This window comes from Marinobacter sp. GH_1 (assembly GCF_048595985.1).
GTDB classification, from domain to species: domain Bacteria; phylum Pseudomonadota; class Gammaproteobacteria; order Pseudomonadales; family Oleiphilaceae; genus Marinobacter; species Marinobacter shengliensis.
The window spans coordinates 3,670,856-3,691,573 of the sequence record NZ_CP184460.1 but is presented as its reverse complement, the minus strand read 5'-3'; the positions used below and the strand labels follow the sequence as shown (position 1 = coordinate 3,691,573).

Annotated in this window: 15 protein-coding genes and 2 riboswitches; of the genes, 6 read left to right on the top strand and 9 right to left on the bottom strand. The window is 58.9% G+C overall.

Going from position 1 to position 20,718, the window contains the following annotated elements; all coding sequences use genetic code 11:
• Positions 1-44 precede the first annotated feature (44 nt).
• From pedF to ACNSOI_RS16850, 3 genes are all read left to right on the top strand, one after another.
• Positions 45-473 carry a cytochrome c-550 PedF gene (gene pedF / locus ACNSOI_RS16860; RefSeq protein WP_286251924.1) on the top strand — a complete coding sequence of 143 codons (429 nt, stop codon included), beginning with the start codon at positions 45-47 and terminating at the stop codon, positions 471-473.
• Positions 474-511: 38 nt separating this feature from the next.
• Positions 512-1,438 carry a substrate-binding periplasmic protein gene (locus ACNSOI_RS16855; protein ID WP_286251922.1) on the top strand — a complete coding sequence of 309 codons (927 nt, stop codon included), beginning with the start codon at positions 512-514 and terminating at the stop codon, positions 1,436-1,438.
• A gap of 196 nt (positions 1,439-1,634) precedes the next feature.
• A complete protein-coding gene (locus ACNSOI_RS16850) occupies positions 1,635-3,410 on the top strand; it encodes a PQQ-dependent methanol/ethanol family dehydrogenase (RefSeq protein ID WP_420194595.1) in 1,776 nt (591 codons plus the stop codon).
• A gap of 45 nt (positions 3,411-3,455) precedes the next feature.
• Here the strand turns inward: ACNSOI_RS16850 and ACNSOI_RS16845 are convergent, their stop codons facing one another.
• From ACNSOI_RS16845 to ACNSOI_RS16835, 3 genes are all read right to left on the bottom strand, one after another.
• The gene (locus ACNSOI_RS16845) at positions 3,456-4,241 is read right to left on the bottom strand and encodes an ABC transporter ATP-binding protein (protein WP_286922135.1); all 786 of its coding nucleotides are present in this window, start codon (positions 4,239-4,241) and stop codon (positions 3,456-3,458) included.
• Positions 4,241-5,056 carry an ABC transporter permease gene (locus tag ACNSOI_RS16840; RefSeq protein WP_286922134.1) on the bottom strand — a complete coding sequence of 272 codons (816 nt, stop codon included), beginning with the start codon at positions 5,054-5,056 and terminating at the stop codon, positions 4,241-4,243. The genes ACNSOI_RS16845 and ACNSOI_RS16840 overlap by 1 nt, the downstream gene beginning before the upstream one ends.
• A gap of 64 nt (positions 5,057-5,120) precedes the next feature.
• A riboswitch (guanidine-I (ykkC/yxkD leader) is annotated at positions 5,121-5,233 on the bottom strand.
• 211 nt (positions 5,234-5,444) lie between these two features.
• Positions 5,445-6,476 (bottom strand): alpha/beta fold hydrolase, encoded by a 1,032-nt coding sequence (locus tag ACNSOI_RS16835; RefSeq protein WP_420194594.1) that lies wholly within the window; start codon positions 6,474-6,476, stop codon positions 5,445-5,447.
• Between the two features lie 157 nt (positions 6,477-6,633).
• On the opposite strand from ACNSOI_RS16835, the gene glnT reads away from it, so the two are divergent.
• The gene (gene glnT / locus ACNSOI_RS16830) at positions 6,634-7,992 is read left to right on the top strand and encodes a type III glutamate--ammonia ligase (RefSeq protein ID WP_420194593.1); all 1,359 of its coding nucleotides are present in this window, start codon (positions 6,634-6,636) and stop codon (positions 7,990-7,992) included.
• Positions 7,993-8,178: 186 nt separating this feature from the next.
• On the opposite strand, the gene ACNSOI_RS16825 is transcribed toward glnT, so the two are convergent.
• The 5 genes from ACNSOI_RS16825 to ACNSOI_RS16805 all read right to left on the bottom strand — a co-directional run bounded on the left by ACNSOI_RS16825 (position 8,179) and on the right by ACNSOI_RS16805 (position 15,149).
• Positions 8,179-8,796: a TetR family transcriptional regulator gene (locus tag ACNSOI_RS16825; RefSeq protein WP_420194592.1), complete on the bottom strand. Its 618-nt coding sequence runs from the start codon at positions 8,794-8,796 to the stop codon at positions 8,179-8,181.
• 223 nt (positions 8,797-9,019) lie between these two features.
• A complete protein-coding gene (locus ACNSOI_RS16820; protein WP_286922131.1) occupies positions 9,020-10,087 on the bottom strand; it encodes a putative urea ABC transporter substrate-binding protein in 1,068 nt (355 codons plus the stop codon).
• A 68-nt stretch (positions 10,088-10,155) separates the two neighbouring features.
• Positions 10,156-13,782 (bottom strand): urea carboxylase, encoded by a 3,627-nt coding sequence (uca, locus tag ACNSOI_RS16815; protein WP_420194591.1) that lies wholly within the window; start codon positions 13,780-13,782, stop codon positions 10,156-10,158.
• A complete protein-coding gene (locus tag ACNSOI_RS16810) occupies positions 13,773-14,411 on the bottom strand; it encodes an urea amidolyase associated protein UAAP2 (protein WP_420194590.1) in 639 nt (212 codons plus the stop codon). The genes uca and ACNSOI_RS16810 overlap by 10 nt, the downstream gene beginning before the upstream one ends.
• A 12-nt stretch (positions 14,412-14,423) precedes the next feature.
• Entirely contained in the window at positions 14,424-15,149 is a 726-nt protein-coding gene (locus tag ACNSOI_RS16805) for an urea amidolyase associated protein UAAP1 (protein ID WP_420194589.1), read from the bottom strand.
• 56 nt (positions 15,150-15,205) lie between these two features.
• Positions 15,206-15,312, bottom strand: a riboswitch (guanidine-I (ykkC/yxkD leader).
• 302 nt (positions 15,313-15,614) lie between these two features.
• Between ACNSOI_RS16805 and ACNSOI_RS16800 the strand changes: the two genes are divergently transcribed.
• Entirely contained in the window at positions 15,615-17,135 is a 1,521-nt protein-coding gene (locus ACNSOI_RS16800) for an aldehyde dehydrogenase family protein (protein WP_420194588.1), read from the top strand.
• 276 nt (positions 17,136-17,411) lie between these two features.
• Entirely contained in the window at positions 17,412-18,395 is a 984-nt protein-coding gene (locus ACNSOI_RS16795) for an MDR family oxidoreductase (RefSeq protein WP_106693834.1), read from the top strand.
• Position 18,396: 1 nt separating this feature from the next.
• On the opposite strand, the gene ACNSOI_RS16790 is transcribed toward ACNSOI_RS16795, so the two are convergent.
• Complete coding sequence (locus ACNSOI_RS16790) at positions 18,397-20,508, bottom strand: 4Fe-4S binding protein (protein WP_420194587.1); 2,112 nt, start codon at positions 20,506-20,508, stop codon at positions 18,397-18,399.
• Between the last annotated feature and the right edge of the window lie 210 nt (positions 20,509-20,718).

Genomic DNA, 20,718 nt, shown 5'->3' with positions numbered 1-20,718 from the left:
AACAGCGCCAGCCATCGTGATTCAAAACAAGAGGTGGTCTAACCATGCTGACACACGTTTTCACTCGAACCCTGCTCGCTGCCACTTTGTCTGTTGGCGCTTCCTCCGCCTGGTCTCACGGGGATGTGACACCGCAACCGGTTGATACCGGTGCCTTGCCTGACCTGGGCAAGGAGCTACGAGCTGAAAATCCGTTCCGTGAGGGCAACGAACACGGCTCACTCAACGAAGAAGCCATCAAAATCGGTCGCAGTGGCTATGCCGGTAACTGCGCTGTGTGCCACGGTATCGAGGCCATGTCTGGTGGCCTGACGCCGGACCTGCGTGAACTGGAAGAGTGGGACGACGAATACTTCATTGGCCGAGTCACCAACGGCACCGGCCGCGGTATGCCCTCCTTCAAGGACAATCTGGATCAAACCGCGATCTGGGCCATTCGCACCTACGTTGAGTCGCTGCCCAAGCCGGAATAATCCGGTTTGGAAACGATTTCTCGTCAGGAGGGTGAGTGATGAAAGCTGCGTTTCGTGTATTGCTTGTGGTGTTTGCGATGCTGGCGGCGGTGGCGCATGGCCAACAGCCGCGCCTGCTCATTCCGGATCGCACCCTGGATATTATCCAGGATTCGGGTTTTCTGAACGTCGGCATGTATAAGGACTTTCCGCCCTACTCCTACGAGGAAAATGGTGAGGTGAGGGGCGTGGATGCGGATCTCGGTCGTCAGATCGCCGAGGCACTGGGTGTGGAATTCCGGCCCTACTGGATCATTCCGGATGAAAACCTGGGGGACGATCTTCGCAACCACATCTGGAAAGGCCATTACCTGTCCAAAACACGTGTGGCCGACATCATGATGCGAGTGCCCTACGACAGTGTGTTCAAGTACATGCGCGACTCAACCGGCGAGATGATCAATGAGCAGGTGGTGTTTGTGGCGCCTTATCAGCAGGAGCGTTGGCAGATTGTGTTCGATGCCGACAAGCTGGATGAAATCAATACCGTCGCCAAATTCCAGTACCACCCGATCGGTGTGGAGATCGACACCCTGCCGGCTACTTACATGACCTCTTCGTTTGGCGGTCGCATGCGTGATCAGGTGCATCACTACATGAGCGTCGCCAAGGCGTTCGAGGCGATGGCAAGCGGTGAGGTAAGCGCCGTCATGGGCATGCGCGCGGAGCTGGAACACAGTCTGAAGTCTTATCCGGACCGTCCCTTCAAAAAAGCCAGCAACGGCTTTCCTGGTATCAGTAAACCGGTTTGGGATGTCGGCATCGCCATACGGCACACCCATCGTGCCCTGGGATACGCCGTTGAAGGCGCTGTGGACCGAATGATCCGCAATGGCGAAGTGGCCCAGCTGTATCAGCGGCATGGGCTCTCCTTTAGCCGCCCTGGATACTATGACGCGATTCTCGGGCCGGAAGAAGCCGAGTAGCCTTTGTGGACCGAATCCAGCCCGCCCCAGTGCGGGCTTTTTCGTTTCTGGCGGAGTCTTACTACCAAGTGATGAGAAAACCTGTGCGTGGGGTTAATTGTTGCAAATGCGGAGGCCAACAAGAATGGGTAGAGAGGCGGGAAAAGTTCCCGGTTCGCCATCGAATCTGAAAACAAGAGAATTGGAGAACGCAACCATGAGATCAATCGCGATCGGCAAGGCCTTTGCGGCCAGTGCCCTGGCATTAGCTGTTTCCTTCGGGGCCCACGCGGTCACCGACCAAGACCTGCTGAACGACCATCAAAGCATCGACAGTGTCGTTACCTACGGCATGGGCTATCAGGGTCAGCGCTACAGCCCTATGAAAACCCTGAACACCAAAAACGTTAAATATCTCCAGCCAGCGTGGGCGTTCTCCTTCGGTGGAGAGAAGCAGCGTGGCCAGGAATCGCAGCCGCTGATCAAAGACGGCGTGATGTACGTGACCGGTTCCTACTCCCGCATGTGGGCAGTAGACGCCCGGACAGGTCAGGAATTGTGGCAGTACGACGCCCGCCTGCCCGATGGCATTATGCCCTGCTGTGACGTGATCAACCGGGGCGCTGCCATTTATGGTGACAAGGTTTACTTCGGTACTCTGGATGCCAAGCTGGTCGCGCTCAATAAAGACACCGGTAAGGTGGTCTGGATTAAAAAGGTTGCCGATTATCAGGAGGGCTACGCCATCACAGCCGCACCCATCGTGGTCAACGGCAAGTTGATTACCGGCGTGTCTGGTGGTGAATTCGGTATTGTGGGCAAGGTAGAAGCCTACGACGCCAACACCGGTGACCTGGTGTGGACCCGCCCGACGGTTGAAGGCCACATGGGCTATGTCTACAAGGACGGCAAGAAGATCGAGAACGGTATTTCCGGTGGCGAGGCCGGCAAGACCTGGCCTGGTGACATGTGGAAGACCGGCGGCGCGGCAACCTGGCTGGGCGGCACCTACGATCCGGAAACCGATACCCTGTTCTTCGGTACTGGTAACCCGGCGCCCTGGAATTCGCACCTGCGCCCTGGGGATAACCTGTACTCCGCGTCCCGGGTTGCGATCGATCCGAACGACGGCAGCATCAAGTGGCATTTCCAGACTACCCCGAATGATGGCTGGGATTACGATGGTGTCAATGAGCTGATTTCCTTTGATCTGAAAGAAAAAGGAAAAACCATCAAAGCTGCTGCCACGGCGGACCGTAATGGTTTCTTCTACGTGCTCAACCGTGAGGATGGCTCGTTCATTCGCGGTTTCCCGTTTGTCGACACCATCAGTTGGGCAACCGGCCTGGACCCGAAAACCGGTCGCCCGATCCTGAAAGAAGGCGGTCGCCCGGGTAACCCGGCGGACCTGGATGGGGAGAAGGGTGAAACCGTTGTCGCCTTCCCGGCCTTCCTGGGCGGCAAGAACTGGATGCCGATGGCTTACAGCCCGGATACCGAACTGTTCTATGTGCCCTCCAACGAGTGGTCCATGGACATCTGGAACGAGCCGGTGTCCTACAAGAAAGGCGCTGCCTATCTGGGTGCAGGTTTCACCATCAAGCCGGCTAACGACGACTTTATCGGCGTTCTGCGGGCCATGGACCCGAAAACCGGCAAAGAAGTCTGGCGCCAGAATAACCCGGCTCCGCTCTGGGGTGGCGTAATGACGACCGCTGGCGGTCTGGTGTTCACCGGCACACCGGAAGGTTTCCTGAAGGCCTTTGACGCCAAAACCGGCAAAGAACTCTGGAAGTTCAACACCGGCTCCGGCGTGGTTGGTACCCCGGTAACCTGGGAAATGGACGGCGAGCAATTCGTCTCCGTTGCCTCCGGTTGGGGTGGTGCGGTGCCGCTGTGGGGCGGTGAAGTGGCCAGGGTGGTCAAAGACTTCAACCAGGGCGGTATGGTCTGGACCTTCAAGCTGCCGAAAGACCGGGTGGCTGCCAAGTAAGTTGTCGATCGACCTTTGGGCTGCCTCCGGGCAGCCCTTTTTGATTCAGGCCGCCTGATAGCGCGCGGTTCTTGCCACAGAGTGGTCAATATCCTCAAGTACCGCCCGGTCGGTTTTGCCGATCGGCAAGTCATAGGTGATGGTGGCGCCATAGGCGCTGGGGCTATGTGGGTCGTGTCGGGTTTTGTCGAAGACCAGTAACCGAGTGCCCAAATAGAAGCCTTCCTTGAGATCGTGGGTCACCATGAAGATGGTGGTGCCCGTTTCCTGCCATAGTTTAAGCAGCAGGTTATGCATGTCGCTGCGAATGCCAGGGTCCAGTGCGCCAAAAGGTTCGTCCAGCAGAAGCACGCGGGGCCTCATGATCAGGGACTGGGCAATGGCCAGGCGCTGTTGCATACCACCGGAAAGCTCATGGGGCCACTTGTTGGCCGACGGGCTCAGGCCGACCGACTCCAGCATGGCGTCTACCCGCGCCAATGCTTCCTTGCGGGCGCTGCCGAACAGCTTGCCGAGTAACGGCTTCTGCTCCAGTTCCAGTCCCATCAGTACGTTCTGTCGAACGGTCAGATGGGGGAAAACCGAGTAGCGCTGAAATACAATGCCACGGTTACGATCGGGTTCGGCTGGAAAGGCGGCACCATCAAGCAGCAGTTCGCCACGGGTCTGGGTTTCCTGCCCCAGCAGCATTTTCAGGAAAGTGGATTTTCCGCATCCGGAAGCCCCCACCAGCGTGCAGAATTCACCCTGTTTGACGGACAGGTTGAGGTTCTCCAGAACCACCTGGTCACCGTACTCTTTCCAGAGATTGTTGACAGTAATAAAGCTCATCAGTGGCCTCCGGCGTTGTACCACGGGAATAATTTGCGATTGGCAAGGCGCAGTAGTTGGTCGATGACGATGGCAAGGATGGTGATCCAGATAACGTAGGGCAGGATGACATCCATGGCCAGGTAGCGCCGCACCAGGAAGATCCGATAACCAAGGCCTTCGGTTGAAGCGATGGCTTCAGCTGCAATCAGGAACAGCCAGGCAGGCCCCAGGCTGAGCCGAACCGAATCGATCAGGCGGGGCAGTGTCTGGGGCAGGGCCATGCGGGTGATCACCTGCCAGGAATTGGCACCCAGGGTCTGGATCTTGATCAGCTGTTCGCCCGGCAGTTCCCGGACTCTTTGTGCGACATCCCGCATCATGACCGGCGCTGTGCCGATGACAATCAGCATCACTTTGGACAGCTCGCCGAGGCCAAACACGATAAACAGGATGGGCAGTATCGCCAGCGGTGGCACCATGGACAGTGCTGAAACCAGCGGCGCAAGGTTGGCCCGCACCAGCGGTAGAATGCCGTTCAACAAGCCCACCACCAGCGCCAGTGACGCAGCAATGCCCACACCCATGCCCAGCCGTTTAAGGCTGGCGGCGGTATCCTCCCACATCAGGTAATTGCCACTGCGCCGATCCTCTTGAAAGGCCATGCGGTCAACTGCGGCCGTCATCTGTTCAAGGCCGGGCAGGAGCTTATCGTTGGGGTTGTCGGCCAGGCGCTGCTGGGAGGCCAGGCTGTAGATCAGCATGATCAACAAAAACGGCAGTAATCCCAGCAGGATGGCTGAAAAACGCCCGGGGTGGCGGTTGATCAATCGCATAATTAGTCTCCTCTGGTCACACAGCACGGCAAGGTGATCGCGGGTTGGCACCCCTTGCGATTCGGTCTCCCGGGCTTTTGTCCCGCCGTGTAACCTCCCAGAGGTCGGTAACTCTCGGACCAGCCATCCTGGCTGTTGCTGAAAACAGCCAGGACCGGAACCCTAGTCACCCATTGGTCTTCGTTGTGTCGCCGCACGTGTTGCGGTGTTGCTGTGAACGGACTGGGTTGTAGAAACGGTTGCTCGTGCATCATGCAAGCTTGCGTTCCCTGTCTTACCTTTGCAGATGGCATGCCAGATCCGGAAATGCCTTGCCCCCGTTGTGATCCGGCGCGGTTAGAGCAGCCAAGCTGCGCTGTCCCGGTGCGTGGCGAGACATGGCGCACCACTACGGTGCCTGGCTTGAGAGCAAGCCCGAGGCGGCCGCTAGAATCACCTGCTGGCTTCTGGTTTCACGCCCCGCGCCACCGGCAATGTGGCCCCACTCGGAATCGAGTACCTCAAGCCCGGCCCCGGGCATCTGCCGGGCATCCTGCGTAGCATCTTCCTGTGTGAAGTATAGGTCGGTGCTGCTCGGCATGAGTTGTGTCGGCATGGTCAGGGCACCAAGTGCCAATCTGTAATCGCCCTGAAACACCGGGTTATCGCTGATATCGCCCTGCTGCCAGGTGTTGAGAACCGACAGCAGGTTATTGGCATCTTGCGCCAGGTGGTCCTCCTCCCAGCAGTGCAGCAATGCTTCAATGGATTCGAACCCCAACTCACGCCAGCGCTCGTGGCGAAAAAAAGCCTGGGAATATGCCCAGCCGGCATAGACCCGGCCAAAGGCCCGGAGACCTCGTTCTGGCGGCTGTTGATAATGGCCCTCACGAAACCTCTGATCGCACGTCAGCGCGGCTTTTACGCCCTCCAGAAATACCCGGTTGTGCGGGTAACAGCGGGCGGTACAGCAGGTGGCAAGCACGGCGCGGACCTGCTCCGGAAACAGGCAACCCCATTGCAGTGCCTGCATGCCCCCCATGGACCAGCCCATCACCAGGGCCAGGCTGGCGCCGCCGAACACCTCGTCTACCAGGCGTTTCTGCAGCATTACATTGTCGTACAGGCTGATGGCCGGGAAGCCGGCGCCGGCCTGCAGCCCTGGCGTGTTGGAGGGGGAAGATGATTCACCGGCACCGAGCAGGGCGGGGACCACAATGCAGTATTTGCCGGGATCAAGGGGGCTGCCTGGCGCCACCCAGGGATGATTGCCCTCAGCTGCACCACCATAGTACGTGGGCAACAGGATCAGGTTGTCTCTTGGTGCATTCAGTTGGCCGATCTGATGGTAGTGCAGGCGGGCTGAATACAGAGTGTCGCCACCGGAAAGCGGCAGATCGCCAGCCTCAAACTCTTCTTTAACCCATTGGTTTTCAGTCATTTTGGTTCCCTGTCTGGTGTTGTTGCCAGGTCTCGAATACAACCTTTCCAGATCTATATATACACGCTGGCATGTATGTTGAATGGTAAAAATGAAGAAAGAAACGTGCCAGAACACTCAACAAACGCTCGTGTTAACGGGCAAAAGAGGAATCAAGATGACTGACCTGACCAACACCCGGGCCCTGCAGCAGCAACTCACCGACGCCGGCGTGAAATACGCCATCGCCAGTTACGTGGATATCCATGGCATTACCAAGGGCAAGTTCGTGCCGGTGGCCCACCTCGGCCAGATGATGGAAGGCTCGGAGCTGTATACCGGCGCCGCCCTGGACGGCGTGCCCCAGGACATCTCCGACGACGAAGTGGCCGCCATGCCAGACGCCAGTGGCGTCGCCATCTGCCCCTGGAACCGCCAGCTGGCGTGGTTTCCCGGCAACCTGTACCTGAACGGCAAACCGTTTGAAGCCTGCTCCCGCAACATCTTCCGCCGGCAGCTGGAGGAGGCGGCCGACATGGGCTACCGCTTCAATCTGGGTATCGAAACCGAGTTTTTCCTGTTCAAGGACACTGAAGATGGTGGTTTCGCCCCGCTCAGCGACCGCGACACCCTGGGCAAACCCTGTTACGACCCGCGTACCCTGATGGACAATTTCTCCATCATGGACGAGCTGGTGGAGGCAATGAACGAGCTGGGCTGGGATGTGTATTCCTTCGACCATGAAGATGCCAATGGCCAGTTCGAGACCGACTTCAAATACGCCGACGGCCTGACCATGGCAGACCGCCTGGTATTCTTCCGCATGATGGCCAACGAAATCGCCCGCAAACACGGCGCCTTCGCCAGCTTCATGCCCAAGCCGTTTGCCGACCGCACCGGCAGCGGTGCCCACTACAACATGTCGCTGGCGGACATCAAAACCGGCGAGAACCTGTTCGAGCCAAACGGTGACGACCTGCACAGCTGCGGCATCAGCAAGATTGCCTATCACTTCATCGCCGGCGTGCTGAAACACGGAGCCGCCATCAGCGCCGTGATTGCCCCCACGGTTAACAGTTACAAACGCCTGGTGCGCCAGGGCAGTATGTCTGGTTCGACCTGGGCGCCAGTGTTTATGTGCTACGGCTCCAACAACCGCACCAACATGGTTCGAATCCCAGGCGTAGGTGGTCGTATCGAATGCCGCGCAGCGGACATTGCCTGCAACCCCTACCTGGGCAGCGCCCTGATCCTGGCCGCAGGCCTGGAAGGGATCCGCGAAGGCCTGGACGCTGGCGCCCCGCACCACGAGAACATGTACAACTACAGCGATGCGGAGATCGCCGAACGGGGCATCGAGTACCTGCCCCGGAATCTGGGTGAGGCGGTGGAAGCTTTCGAAGCAGATCCTTTGGCCAAAGAAGTATTTGGTGGGGCGATGTTCAAGAGCTTTGTCGACTACAAGAAAGGGGAGTGGGAGAGCTACCAGAACCACGTGTCTGAGTGGGAGGTGAAGCGTTACCTTAAAATGTTCTGAATACTACCTCATGGTTTGAGACAGGCGCCCGCGCTGGCAAGTGGGTAGCCTGTCAGGGACACGCTGTGAATACGTCCGTGTACGCTTGACGAAAACATCCCTGTTTTCGACAGTCCCTGACAGGCTACCCACTCACCATCGCTACGCAGGTGTTGCCTGCTGCTGCAGCGCCAATCTCACAATGCTTTACTGAGATTTCCTTCCCAGTAGAGTCCAGAACTGCCGTTGGAAAAACGGCATTTCTTTTTTCAGGGAAAACAACTTGGGCGCGAACAGCCAGGTCTGGGTAATCCCCATCAGATAGGTGTAACACAGCAAGCCCAGATCCTTCGGATCCTCCTGCGTCGAGATCATCCCATCCTCAATGGCCTGCCCGACCAGATCCTGAAACAACCCGACAATCGACTTGGTCAACGCCCGCTCACGTTTAAGCGTGCGGCTCATGGCATCGGTCAGCTCGGTCTTGTTCAACAGAATCTCAAACGACTGCCGATACTGCCGGTTGTTGGCCAACAGGCTCAGCCATTGCTCGATAAACCGGTCCATTGCCTCAATCGGCGTATCCCGCATCGCCGCACACTCGGCAACCAGCACCTCGAGCGGTTCCTGAGAGTAGCCCAGCACCGCCTCGTACAGGTCGTCCTTGTTCTGAAAATGCCAGTAAATCGGCCCGCGACTGCAACCGGCTTCCTTGGCGATACGGCTCAGGGTTGTCAGGGAGTAACCGTCCCGGCTGAACAGGGTGAGTGCGGCTTCGAGAACGGTTTGGCGGGTTTTCTCCGCATCTTCCTTGGTACGACGCATGTGTGGTTTTTCTCTCCGGCTTACTCGGAAGTTTGGGGGTGGTGTCGGTTGGGCTCTCCAAAACTGTGCGGAGCCAGGGATGGCGGAGCCCAAGCGTCACATGGATGTGCCGAAGGAGCCTGTTTTGGAGAGCCCAACCGACACCAACCCTACTCGAAAGCCAACAAAAAAGGGCACGAGTAATCGTGCCCTCGGCTGCCTTTTAAGGCAAGCAATGACGGATTCAGATCTCGCCATCCGCCGCCATCTGCATGTAGCTGTCGTTAAACCGCAACTTCACATTGCTGGAATCGCCCATAATCGAACCATCCGGAAACTCGATGCCGACAAAATCCGGACTCATCGCCCCCTGGCCCAGCAAGCCCTTATCAAACGAGAACTCACGAACGCTATCCATCGCCTCCCGGGCCTCGTCGCTGCGAATAAACTCAACCGAATTCTCCGGCTTCCAGAACATCTTCATACCCGCCAGTTGCGCCTCGTAACCGGCCTGATCGGTCCCGGAAATCTCGCCCAGAAACGCCCGTGCCTCCTGACCTTGCTCAGAGTCAGACGCCAGAATGCTCATAGTCTCATACCAGGCACCTACCATCGCCTTGCCCAGCTTCGGGTTATCCTCCAGGGTCTTGGTGTTTACCAACGTCAGATCCTTGATGTGCCCCGGAATCTGGCTGGAATCGAATAACGGCGTGGCGCCGGGATAATTGGCCACCTCGGTCAGCAGCGGGTTCCAGGTAGCCACATGGCGCACATCGTTGGTCTGGAAGGCCGATACCAGATCGGCATCCGAGATATTCACCACCCGGATGTCACGCTCTTCCAGCCCGACTGTATCCAGAGCCCGCACCAGCAGGTAATGGGACACCGACAACTCCACCAGGTGCACCGTTTCGCCCTTCAAATCCTCGATGCTTTTGGCGTCTTTGGACACCAGGCCGTCATTGGCGTTGGAATAGTCGCCCACAATCAGTGCGGTGGTATCGATGCCGGACGCGGCAGGAATCGACAGGCCATCCATACTGGTGGCTACCACGGCATCAAACTGACCGGCGGTGAACTGGTTGATGGACTCGATGTAGTCGTTCACCTGCACGATATCCACCTCGATATCGTACTTGTCTGCCCACTTCTTCATGATTCCGAAGTCTTCGGCGTACTGCCAGGGCACCCAGCCGGCGTAGATGGTCCAGGCGATGCTGAAGGAATCTTTCTCCTGGGCCAGGGCACCCATAGACAGGGAGGCGGTCATCAGACCGGCTGCAAGACGTTTTGTAAAAGTACGTGTTTTCATGGTGTCTCTCCTCGGGTCATGCCCGTGTTTTCGGGTTCGATATTATTTCGGTTTGTCACGTTTCCTGATTACTCGGTGATTTCTTCCACGATCACCACGGGGGTTCCCGGGGCGACCGCCTGGCCCGGCTCTCGCCGCACTTCAATGACCTTGCCGGCAATCGGGCTCAGCAGTTCAATCTCCATCTTCATGGACTCCACCACCGCCACTGGGCGTTGTGCCGCAATCATGTCTCCCGGTTTGACCAGACACTCCCAGACATTGCCCGCGATGTGGCTCTCCACGGCGTGATGGCCAATTGGCAGATTGGCGATGTCGTCTTCCCCGGTTTCCTCGATGGGCGCCTCGGAGCTGAAGTTGATCTGGCCGGATTCGATCCAGCGTTGCAGTTCCTCGTCAAAGGCCTGTTTGCGCTGATCGGTGAAGGTCTGGATCTCGTCGTGGTTGTCTGCGAGGAACTGCTCGTAGTCCTTCAGGTTGAAGCGGGTGTGCTCGACCCGGATCGGATAATCCCCGTTGGGGAAGTCTTTCCGGATTTGCTGAAGTTCCTCGGCACTGACCTCATAGAAACGCACCTGGTCAAAGAAGCGGAGCAGCCAGGGTTTGCCTTCCTCGAAAAAGTCTGTGGTGCGGTATCGGTTCCACATCTGTAGGGTGCGGCCGACAAACTGGTAGCCGCCGGGGCCTTCCATGCCGTAGATGCACAGGTAGGCCCCGCCGATACCGACGGAGTTCTCTGCGGTCCAGGTACGGGCCGGGTTGTACTTGGTGGTCACCAGTCGATGGCGCGGATCAAGGGGCGTGGCCACCGGCGCACCCAGGTAAACGTCGCCCAGGCCCATCACCAGGTAGCTGGCGTCGAATACGGTCTTCTTGACCTCGTCGATGCTGTCCAGACCATTGATGCGGCGAATGAATTCCAGGTTGCTCGGGCACCAGGGCGCATCCTTGCGAACTGACTGCATGTACTTGGCGATGGCCGTCTGGCAGGCCTCGTCATCCCAGGAAAGGGGCAGGTGCACAATTCGCGCCGGCACGTCCCACTCCGGTTGTTTTTCCAGCTCCTTTTCGGCGCGAATGAGCAGGTCCAGCAGTGTGCGCTGGTTCAGTGTCTGGCTGTCGTAATGCACCTGCAGGGAACGGATGCCGGGGGTCAGTTCCAGAATGGCGTCGTGATTCTGTTCGCGCAGCCAGAGCATCAACGCGTGGGCTCGGAACCGTAGGCGGATGTCCAGTTCCATCGGGCCGTATTCCACCAGCACATAGTTGTCGCCGGCGGCCCGGTAAACCACGCCGGTTTCGTGTTCGTTGGTGCTCAGCGAGTCCAGAATCGGAGTGATTGGTTTGATGGGGGTGATGCGGGCGGTGGCGGCAGTCAGTGTGACGACCGATTCGTCCAGGGCTTCTCGCAGGGCTACCGCCTGATCCTGGCTCACCGGCACAAACTGCACCTTGTCGCCGGCTTTGAGCTGGCCCAATTTCCAGAGGTCGGCGCTGATCACCGTTGCCGGGCAGACAAAGCCGCCCAGGCTCGGGCCATCGGGCCCCAGAATCACCGGCATATCACCGGTGAAATCCACGGTGCCTACGGCGTAGGCGTTATCGTGAATGTTGGAGGGGTGCATGCCGGCCTCGCCGCCGTCGCTGCGCGCCCATTCCGGTTTCGGGCCAATCAGGCGCACGCCGGTGCGGCTGGAGTTGTAGTGAATTTCCCACTCGCTGGCGAAGAAGGTGTCGATGTCCTGACCGGTGAAATAGTCTGGAGCTCCGTGGGGGCCATAGGTAACGTGCAGCTTCCAGGTCTTGCCAATGGTCGGTTTCAGGTCGGCGGGCAGGGTGATCGGGCCGGTGGGTTCAGCGTCTGCCAGTGCCAACACATCGCCAGCCCGCAGTGCCCGGCCGCAGTGGCCTCCAAACTGACCCAGGGTAAAGGTACTGCAGGAGGTCAGGTATTGCGGGCAATCCAGCCCGCCGCGGAATAGAACATAGGCCCGTGCGCCGTCGGCGGTGGTGGCACCCAGTTTCAGAGTGGCGCCGGCGGGCACATCAATCACCTGCCAGAACTCAACCGGCTCATCGTTGAGCGTGGCGTCCATCGGCGCCCCCGTGAGGGCAATCTGGGTGGCACGATTGAAGGTAAGCACGGGGCCCTTGAGGGTAACTTCAAGCCCGGGGGCTCCTTCCGGGTTGCCCAGCAGGCGGTTACCGAGGCGGAACGAATAGCTGTCAAACGGGCCGGACGGCGGCACGCCGATTTCCCAGTAGCCGATGCGGCCGGGGTAATCCTGAATGGTGGTCAGGGTGCCACCGCTGAGCACATCCACCGTGGCTGGGCGGTATTCGAATTCGTTGAGGGTGCGGGTGAACAGGCGGCCTTCGGCAAAGCGCGGATCGTCCAGCACCTGGCGAACGTACTTCAGGTTGGTCTCAATGCCGTACAGCTGGCTATCGTCCAGGGCGCGCATCAGTGCCTGGCGGGCCGATTCGCGATCTGGCTCGTGTACGATCACTTTGGCGAGCATGGGGTCGTAAAGCGGCGACACTTCTGTACCTGGCTGAATCCAGGTGTCGATGCGCAGGCCATCTTCGTCAGACCAGGCTACGTTGGTAAGCAGGCCTGCACCGGGCTGGAAATCCTTGTTGGGGTCTTCGGCGTAGATTCGGGCCTGAATGGCGTGGCCGGTCGGCGACAGGTCGCTGGCCAGTGTCGCCAGGTCGGGCAGGGTGCCGGCACCCAGTTCCACCATCCAGCGCACCAGGTCAACACCAAACACTTGCTCGGTAACACCGTGTTCCACCTGTAAGCGGGTATTCACTTCCAGGAAATAGAACTCGGTCGTGTCCGGGTCGTAGATAAACTCGACGGTGCCGGCACTACGGTAGCCGATGCTTTCGCCCAGCTGGCGGGCGGTGGCGTGCATGCGGAGGCGGACATTGTCGGTCAGCCCTGGTGCCGGGGCTTCCTCAATCACTTTCTGGTTGCGTCGCTGGGCCGAACAGTCCCGCTCGCCCAGGGCCAGCACCTGGCCCTCTCCGTCACCGAACAGCTGCACTTCAACATGGCGGGCGTGTTCCACAAACTTCTCCAGGAACACGCCGCTGTTGCTGAAATTGTTCTGGCTCAGACGCTGCACCGACTCGAAACTTTTGCTCAGGTCTTCCGGCCCATAGCAGCGGGACATACCGATGCCACCCCCGCCAGCGGTGCTTTTCAGCATGACCGGGTAGCCGATGGTCTCGGCGGTCTGCAGGGCATCCTCCAGGTCAGTCAGCAGTCCGGTACCGGGCAGCAGCGGTACGCCGGCGCTCTCGGCCAGCGCCCGGGCAGTGTGTTTGAGGCCGAACTGTTCCATCTGCTCGGGTGTCGGGCCAAGAAACACCACGCCCTCGGCATCGCAGCGCCGGGCAAAATCGGCGTTCTCGCTGAGGAAGCCGTAACCGGGGTGAATGGCGCCGGCTCCGCTCTCGCGGATGACCGAAAACAGTTTGTCCTGATCCAGGTAGGTGGCTGCCGCGGGACCCTCGCCCAGGGAATAGGCCTCATCGGCCTGGCGCACGTGCAGCGAATCCGCATCCGCCTCGGCGTAGACCGCCACCGAGGTCATGCCCATGTCCCGCAGAGTGCGGATCACTCGGTAGGCGATGGCGCCCCGGTTGGCAATCAGAACCTTGTTGAATGTTCGGTTCAGCTCCATACCAGCACCTCGATCGGCGTCGGGTTCCAGCCGTTGCAGGGATTGTTGAGCTGAGGGCAGTTGGAGATCATCACCAGCACGTCCATCTTCGCTTCCAGCTCCACGTATTTGCCAGCATCGGAAATGCCGTCGGCGAAGGTCAGACCGCCATTGGCGGTGACCGGTACGTTCATAAAGAAGTTGATGTTGTGGGTGATGTCGCGCTTGGTCATGCCCAGCTCTTCATGCTCGGTGACGGCCACCAGCCAGCTGTCGCGACAGGCGTGCATGCACTTTTTCTCAAGGGCATAACGGGTGGTGTTGCTCTCTGCGGCGCAGGCACCGCCCAGGGTGTCGTGACGGCCGCAGGTGTCGGCGGTGATTTCCAGCATCACGTTGTTTTCAGAGGACATCAGCTTCGAGCCGGCGGTCAGGTAAACGTTGCCCTGCTCGCGGATGGTGTCCACGGCGCTGTAGTGCTCGGTGGGGTTGTGGGCGTTGTAGAACAAGGTGTCTGCGGCCTGGTTGCCTTCCAGATCGAGAATCCGGATGGTTTCGCCAGCTTTTATCACTTTCAGAAAATACTCACCTGCCGGGACGGTTTCGCGGAAGGCGGCGTTGTCTGGGGTCAATGCACTTTGCTTGATCATGTCCGGCCTCCGTTACTGGAACAGGTGGTAAAGAGCGTTGTTGGCGAAGGCGCGGGTGGCCTCCGGCGACGAGGTCTTGCACAGGTCGGCATCCGTCACCGGAGCCGCTTTAAACAGCTGATAGCGCACCGGGTTGCGTGGATACTCCGTGGCAGGGTTCATCGGGTGCGGGCAGGTGTGCAAAACCACCAAGGTATCCATCTCAAAGCGCAGATCGATGGTGGCACCGGCGTGGGAGTGGTTCTCGGCAAAGGCCATGTTGCCGTCGTCATCGGTTTTTACCTTGCTGAACCAGTTCAGGTTGGCGGTCAGGTCTTTCTTGCCCAGGCCATACTTGGCCAGTTCGTTGAGGAAGCTGGTGACGCCGTTGCGATGGTAGTGGTTGTGGGCTTCCTGATAGGTCTTCCTGCCCCAGCGCTGTTCCACCAGGTCGGCATGACAGGTGCCGGCCACGGTGTCGTGCCAGCCCAGGTCATCACGGATGATGGAGGCGAACACCCGGCCCATGTCCGAGAGCAGAACATGGCCTTTGGTGAGCAGGAAGGTGTGCTGGTTCTTCAGGGTGTCGGGCATGTTGTAACGCTCGAGGGGATTCTCGGGGTTGTACATCAACATGCCGACGTTGGCGCCGCCGGTTTCGTCAATCAGCCGTAGCACATGGCCTCGGCGCATGATGAATGACCAGTGGGATCCGCCGGGAATCAGATCATCGTAGAGGGGGGCTGCTGTTTCGAGCATAACCTTTTCCTTCTGGGTCGGGTGTCAAAAAACGAGAGACGTCAGTCACTGAACGATTCTCCCGGGCTTTTGTCCCGCCGTGTAACCTTGGAAAAGGTCGTCAACTCTCGGACCAGGCGTCTGCGCGACTAACCGGCAGACCGGAACCCTAGTTGACCATTGGTCAGATTGTTGCGCTTCGATGGTGGCTTCAATCACCGACTTCTCGTTGCGTGAAAAGATCATTGCAGAGTTTGTGCCAAAACCTAACTGTCCGTTTTTATTGGTTGTTTTGCTTGCGTTCAGAAGCGGCGTGAATCGCTATCGTGCATCCGCCCTGTTTTGGTGCGGGGTCACCTACTACCAAGGAACGAGTTTTTCGCCCCCAACGACGCATTCACGGAATCCGGCATGGGGTCTACATTGAATGAGTAAACGCGAAAGGCCGCGTTGCCATGCGACAAACACAACAAAGAGGTCGATATCATGATCTACGCACAACCAGGAAAGGACGGCTCCGTTGTTTCTTTTAAATCCCGCTATGAGAACTACATTGGCGGTGAATGGGTAGCGCCGGTTAAGGGCCAGTATTTTGAGAACATAACGCCGGTCACTGGCGAAGCTTTCTGTGAAATTCCGCGCTCGACCGCTGAAGACATCGAGCTGGCGCTGGACGCCGCCCACAAAGCAGCGCCGGCCTGGGGCAAGACGTCTCCCACCGAGCGTTCCAACATCCTGCTGAAAATTGCTGACCGCATTGAAGCCAATCTCGAGAAGCTCGCGGTGGCGGAAACCTGGGACAACGGCAAGGCCGTTCGCGAAACCCTGAACGCCGATATTCCCCTGGCGGCGGACCACTTCCGTTACTTCGCCGGCTGCCTGCGTGCCCAGGAAGGCCATATGGGCGAAATCGACCACAACACCGTGGCTTATCATTTCCACGAGCCGCTGGGTGTGGTTGGCCAGATTATCCCCTGGAACTTCCCGCTGCTGATGGCGGCCTGGAAGCTGGGCCCGTGCCTGGCGGCCGGTAACTGCACGGTGCTGAAGCCCGCCGAGCAGACCCCTGCCAGCATTCTGGTACTGATGGAACTCATCGGCGACCTGCTGCCGCCGGGCGTGCTCAACATTGTTAACGGCTACGGTATTGAAGCCGGCCAGGCTCTGGCCACCAGCAAGCGCATTGCCAAGATCGCCTTTACCGGCTCCACCCCGGTGGGCTCCCACATCCTCAAGTGCGCGGCTGAAAACATTATCCCGTCTACCGTTGAGCTGGGTGGCAAGTCACCGAACATTTACTTCTCTGACGTGATGAAGGCTGAGCCGGAGTTCATCGACAAGTGCGTGGAAGGTCTGGTGCTGGCGTTCTTCAACCAGGGCGAAGTCTGCACCTGCCCGTCACGGGCGCTGGTTCAGGAAGACATGTTCGAAGAATTTATGCAGAAAGTGGTTGAGCGCACCAAGGCCATCAAGCGTGGCAACCCGCTGGATACCGACGTTCAGGTGGGTGCCCAGGCGTCCAAGGAACAGTTCGACAAGATCATGTCGTACATGGAGATTGGCCGTCAGGAGGGCGCGGTTGTGCTGACCGGTGGTGACCGTGAGCATCTGGAAGGTGAATTCAACAACGGCTTCTACATCCAGCCGACCCTGTTCAAGGGCGACAACAAGATGCGTGTGTTCCAGGAAGAAATCTTCGGCCCGGTGGTGGGTGTCACCACCTTCAAGACTGAGGAAGAAGCCTTGGCCATCGCCAACGACACCGAGTTTGGCCTGGGTGCCGGCGTCTGGACCCGCGACACTAATCTTGCTTACCGGATGGGCCGCAACATTCAGGCCGGTCGGGTATGGATGAACTGTTACCACGCGTACCCGGCCCATGCCGCGTTCGGTGGTTACAAGAAGTCCGGTGTTGGCCGTGAAACCCACAAGATGGCGCTGGAGCATTACCAGCAGACCAAGTGCATGTTGACCAGCTATGACACCAACCCGCTCGGGTTCTTCTGATCTGCAAGTGGCAGTTGGGGCCCATCCACACGGGCCCCGTTTCGTGTGACCGCACAGGGACGGTGCACATTGTTGGCCTGGCATTTGTCAGGTAGCTCCTTCGCGGAGCGCGGGATCTTTCTACACTCTCCTTAGGCCCTTCCCAGGGCCTTTTTTATTCCTCTATTTTTACAGCCGTTTACGCTACAGTGAGGGCGACTTCGTAAATTGTTTTCTGGCTGAGGCTGAGTGCCGGTGCTCCGGCGTTTACCTTGGCACCTGATTCGAGGAGGGCATATGTTCAAAGGTATTCTGATCGAAGGCAGCCGGGGCGACCAGCAGGTGTCCCTGAAGTCCATAGACGAAGCGCAGTTACCGGAAGGCGATGTGACTGTGGATGTGGCATACAGCACCCTGAACTACAAGGACGCTCTGGCCATTACCGGTCGTGCGCCCATTGCCAAGACCTATCCGATGGTGCCGGGCATCGATCTGGCCGGTGTGGTGACGGAATCGTCCAATCCCGACTTCAAGGCCGGAGACGAAGTGGTCCTGAACGGCTGGGGTGTGGGCGAGAAACACTGGGGCGGCCTGGCCCAGAAAGCCCGGTTGTCCGGCGACTGGCTGATTCCCTTACAGGCTCCGTTCACGGCTCGTCAGGCCATGGCCATTGGTACGGCCGGTTACACCGCCATGCTGTGTGTCATCGCCCTGGAGAAGCACGGCGTGAAGCCGGAGTCTGGCGACATTCTGGTGACCGGCGCCACCGGTGGTGTTGGCAGTGTGGCGGTCGCCATTCTGGCCAAGCTGGGTTACTCCGTGACTGCCGTGACCGGCAGGAAGGAAGAGGAAGCCTATCTGAAGTCACTGGGCGCAAAACAGATACTGGATCGCGCTGAACTGAGCGAGCCGGGTAAGCCTCTGGCCCGCGAAACCTGGGCTGGCGCGGTGGATGTGGCTGGCGGCCAGGTGCTGGCCAATGTCTGTGCCGGCATGAAATACCACGGTGTGGTCGCCGCCTGCGGCCTGGCCGCCGGTATGGATTTCCCGTCCACCGTCGCCCCGTTCATTCTGCGTGGCGTGACTCTGTGTGGTATCGACAGTGTGATGGCCCCGAAAGCAGACCGCCTATACGCGTGGAAACGACTGGCCGAAGACCTGTCCCCGGAGCTGCTCGACAGCATGATCACCGAAGTCGCCTTCGATGATGCCATTGATGCGGCCAGCCGTCTCATGGACGGCAAGATCCGCGGCCGTATCGTTATCCCCGTAGCTGGCTGAATCAGGCCCCGGCGGCGTCCGTGGCCAGAATCCGTGCCTGCTTTTGTTGCTGCTTGTTGCGGACAATAGCATCCACGCACTGATTCTGGTCGCGGAGAATCACCACGCACTCCAGGCACTGGATACACTCGTCGTAATCAATCCGGCCATCCTTGCGAATGGCATTGATGCCACAGGCATTCTTGCAGTGCTGGCAGGGCTGGCCGCAACGGTCAACCCGCTCCAGCCAGCTGAAGATCCGGAATTTGCCAAGCACCGCCAGGCCGGCCCCCAGGGGGCACAGGTAGCGGCAGTAGAATTTGTGGATAAACATGCCCACCGCCAGCAGGGCCACGGCGTAAACCACAAACGGCCAGTAACGCACGAAGAACAATGTAATGCTGGTTTTGAAGGGTTCCACTTCAGACAGCTGTTCCGCCAGCGTCAGCGAATAAAACGATGCAATAACGATGGCCAGCAGCACCGGGTATTTGATCAGGATGAGCTTCCGGTGCCAGCGCTCCGGTACCTTGATTTGCCGGAAACGGAGTTTCTGGCCCAGCCAGGCGGCCATCTCCTGCAGCACGCCAAACGGGCACAGCCAACCGCAGAACACCCCCCGGCCCCAGATGAACAGGGTGACGAACGTGTACGTCCATAGGATGAAAATCACCGGGTCCAGCAGGAACATGTTCAGGCTGAAACCATCCCTGATGGCCAGCAGCAATGTGTAGATATTCACTACCGACAACTGGCCCTGGGCGTAGAAGCCGATAAAGAACAGGGTGAAGAACAGGAAGCCCCAGCGAAACCGGTGAACCAGCTTCGGGTGTCGGGTCAGGGTTTTCTGGCGGGCGAAGAAAATCGTTAGCACCGTGAGGCTCAGCACCAACAAGGTAATTTGCCACCAGCGCTCCTTCCAGAGCCCGACCCACATGGGCGCCCGTGACTGCTCCGGCCCGGCGGCAATGTCTACCGTCTCAAACAGTTCCTCCGGGAAGGCAACGGGCAGCTCGAAACGGGCGGTGTCCACCACCAGATGGTTGCGGGCCAACACGGTATTGAGAGTCAGTGTGGATTCGACCCCGGGGTTAAAACCGGCGTTGCCACCGACCCGGAACAGGTTAACCGCCGTCATCTCCGGCACCCCGGCAGCGGCGAAGCTCTGGCCGGTTTCCAGCCAGTTCAGGTCTCGCATCTCGACAGACAGCTGATTCTGGCTCAGACCAAACCGGTCCGGAGTGCTGCCCGGCACAAAGTCCGCGCCAATGTGGGGGTAACGGCCCCGAGACATCACCAACATCACCTTGCCGTTGTCGCCAAGGCGCTCCCTGAAGGCCTGGTATCGATCGTCGCCCAGCAGGTTGCGACCGACCATGGGGGAGTTCATATAAGCCAGGTAGAGTTCCGAGAAAGCCTCGCCAGGATCGGGCTCAAGGTTGCCAGGATAGTCCGACAGCGGTCGGCCCAATTGCTGTTCCACATCCGCGGCCGTGACCTCGATGCGGGTGACGTAACCCCGCTCCAGCAGTTGCTCCCAGGTGAGCGGTTCGAACAGGTCTTGGCGCGCCCGGGTGGGTGCAGCCTGGGCGAAGCCCTCGAGCTTGTTGCGGGCCACCTGCAAGGCCGAGGAGAGCACCGAATCGTTGATGATCAGAACCGACACCGTGGCCTTGCTGACGCCATCAAAGTACACCACATTGCCGGAGGAAGTCCGGCCCGAACGGCCCGAGGAACTCACCACAATCTGCTCCGTCAGTGCGCGCCCCTTGTACTGATCGACAAATTCGTAGAGTGATTCCTCCCCCAGGCCATGAAGGAATACCGGCTCGTGGTGATGCAGTACCCGCACGCCGGTGAACCGGCCCCGTGTATCCAGGCCGATCATCATGGTAATCGGCTTGCCGGCAAAGCCCGGAAGTTTGCTGAAGTCTGTTGAAACGTAGGCGTAACCCAGCAGTTCCTGGAGCTGGTAAACCGGATACACCGGGAAATCCGCCAGTTGCTCTTCGATAACGGTGGCCGAGGGAAACAGATCCTGGATGATCTGCCGGGTGTCGTCGGAAAGTTCTGCCCGCAAGGGCGTTGCAGCCAGACAACAAAGCAGTAGCGAGAGCAGAAAGCGCCCGGCCATGGTGGTCTCCTGAAGTTATTATTGTCCTTCTCCCATGCTAGGCCGCTGGGGGTTGGGCTCAATTCAACCTCGGGGGCAAACGATTGCTACTTTCAGCCGGCGGAAAACAGTTCCAAAGTACCATATGGGGTGCCAGCGTCTGTGATTACGATGATTGTGTGCATCTGGCAAACGCCCGTTCGCACCACCATGCAACGCACTAATAATCAC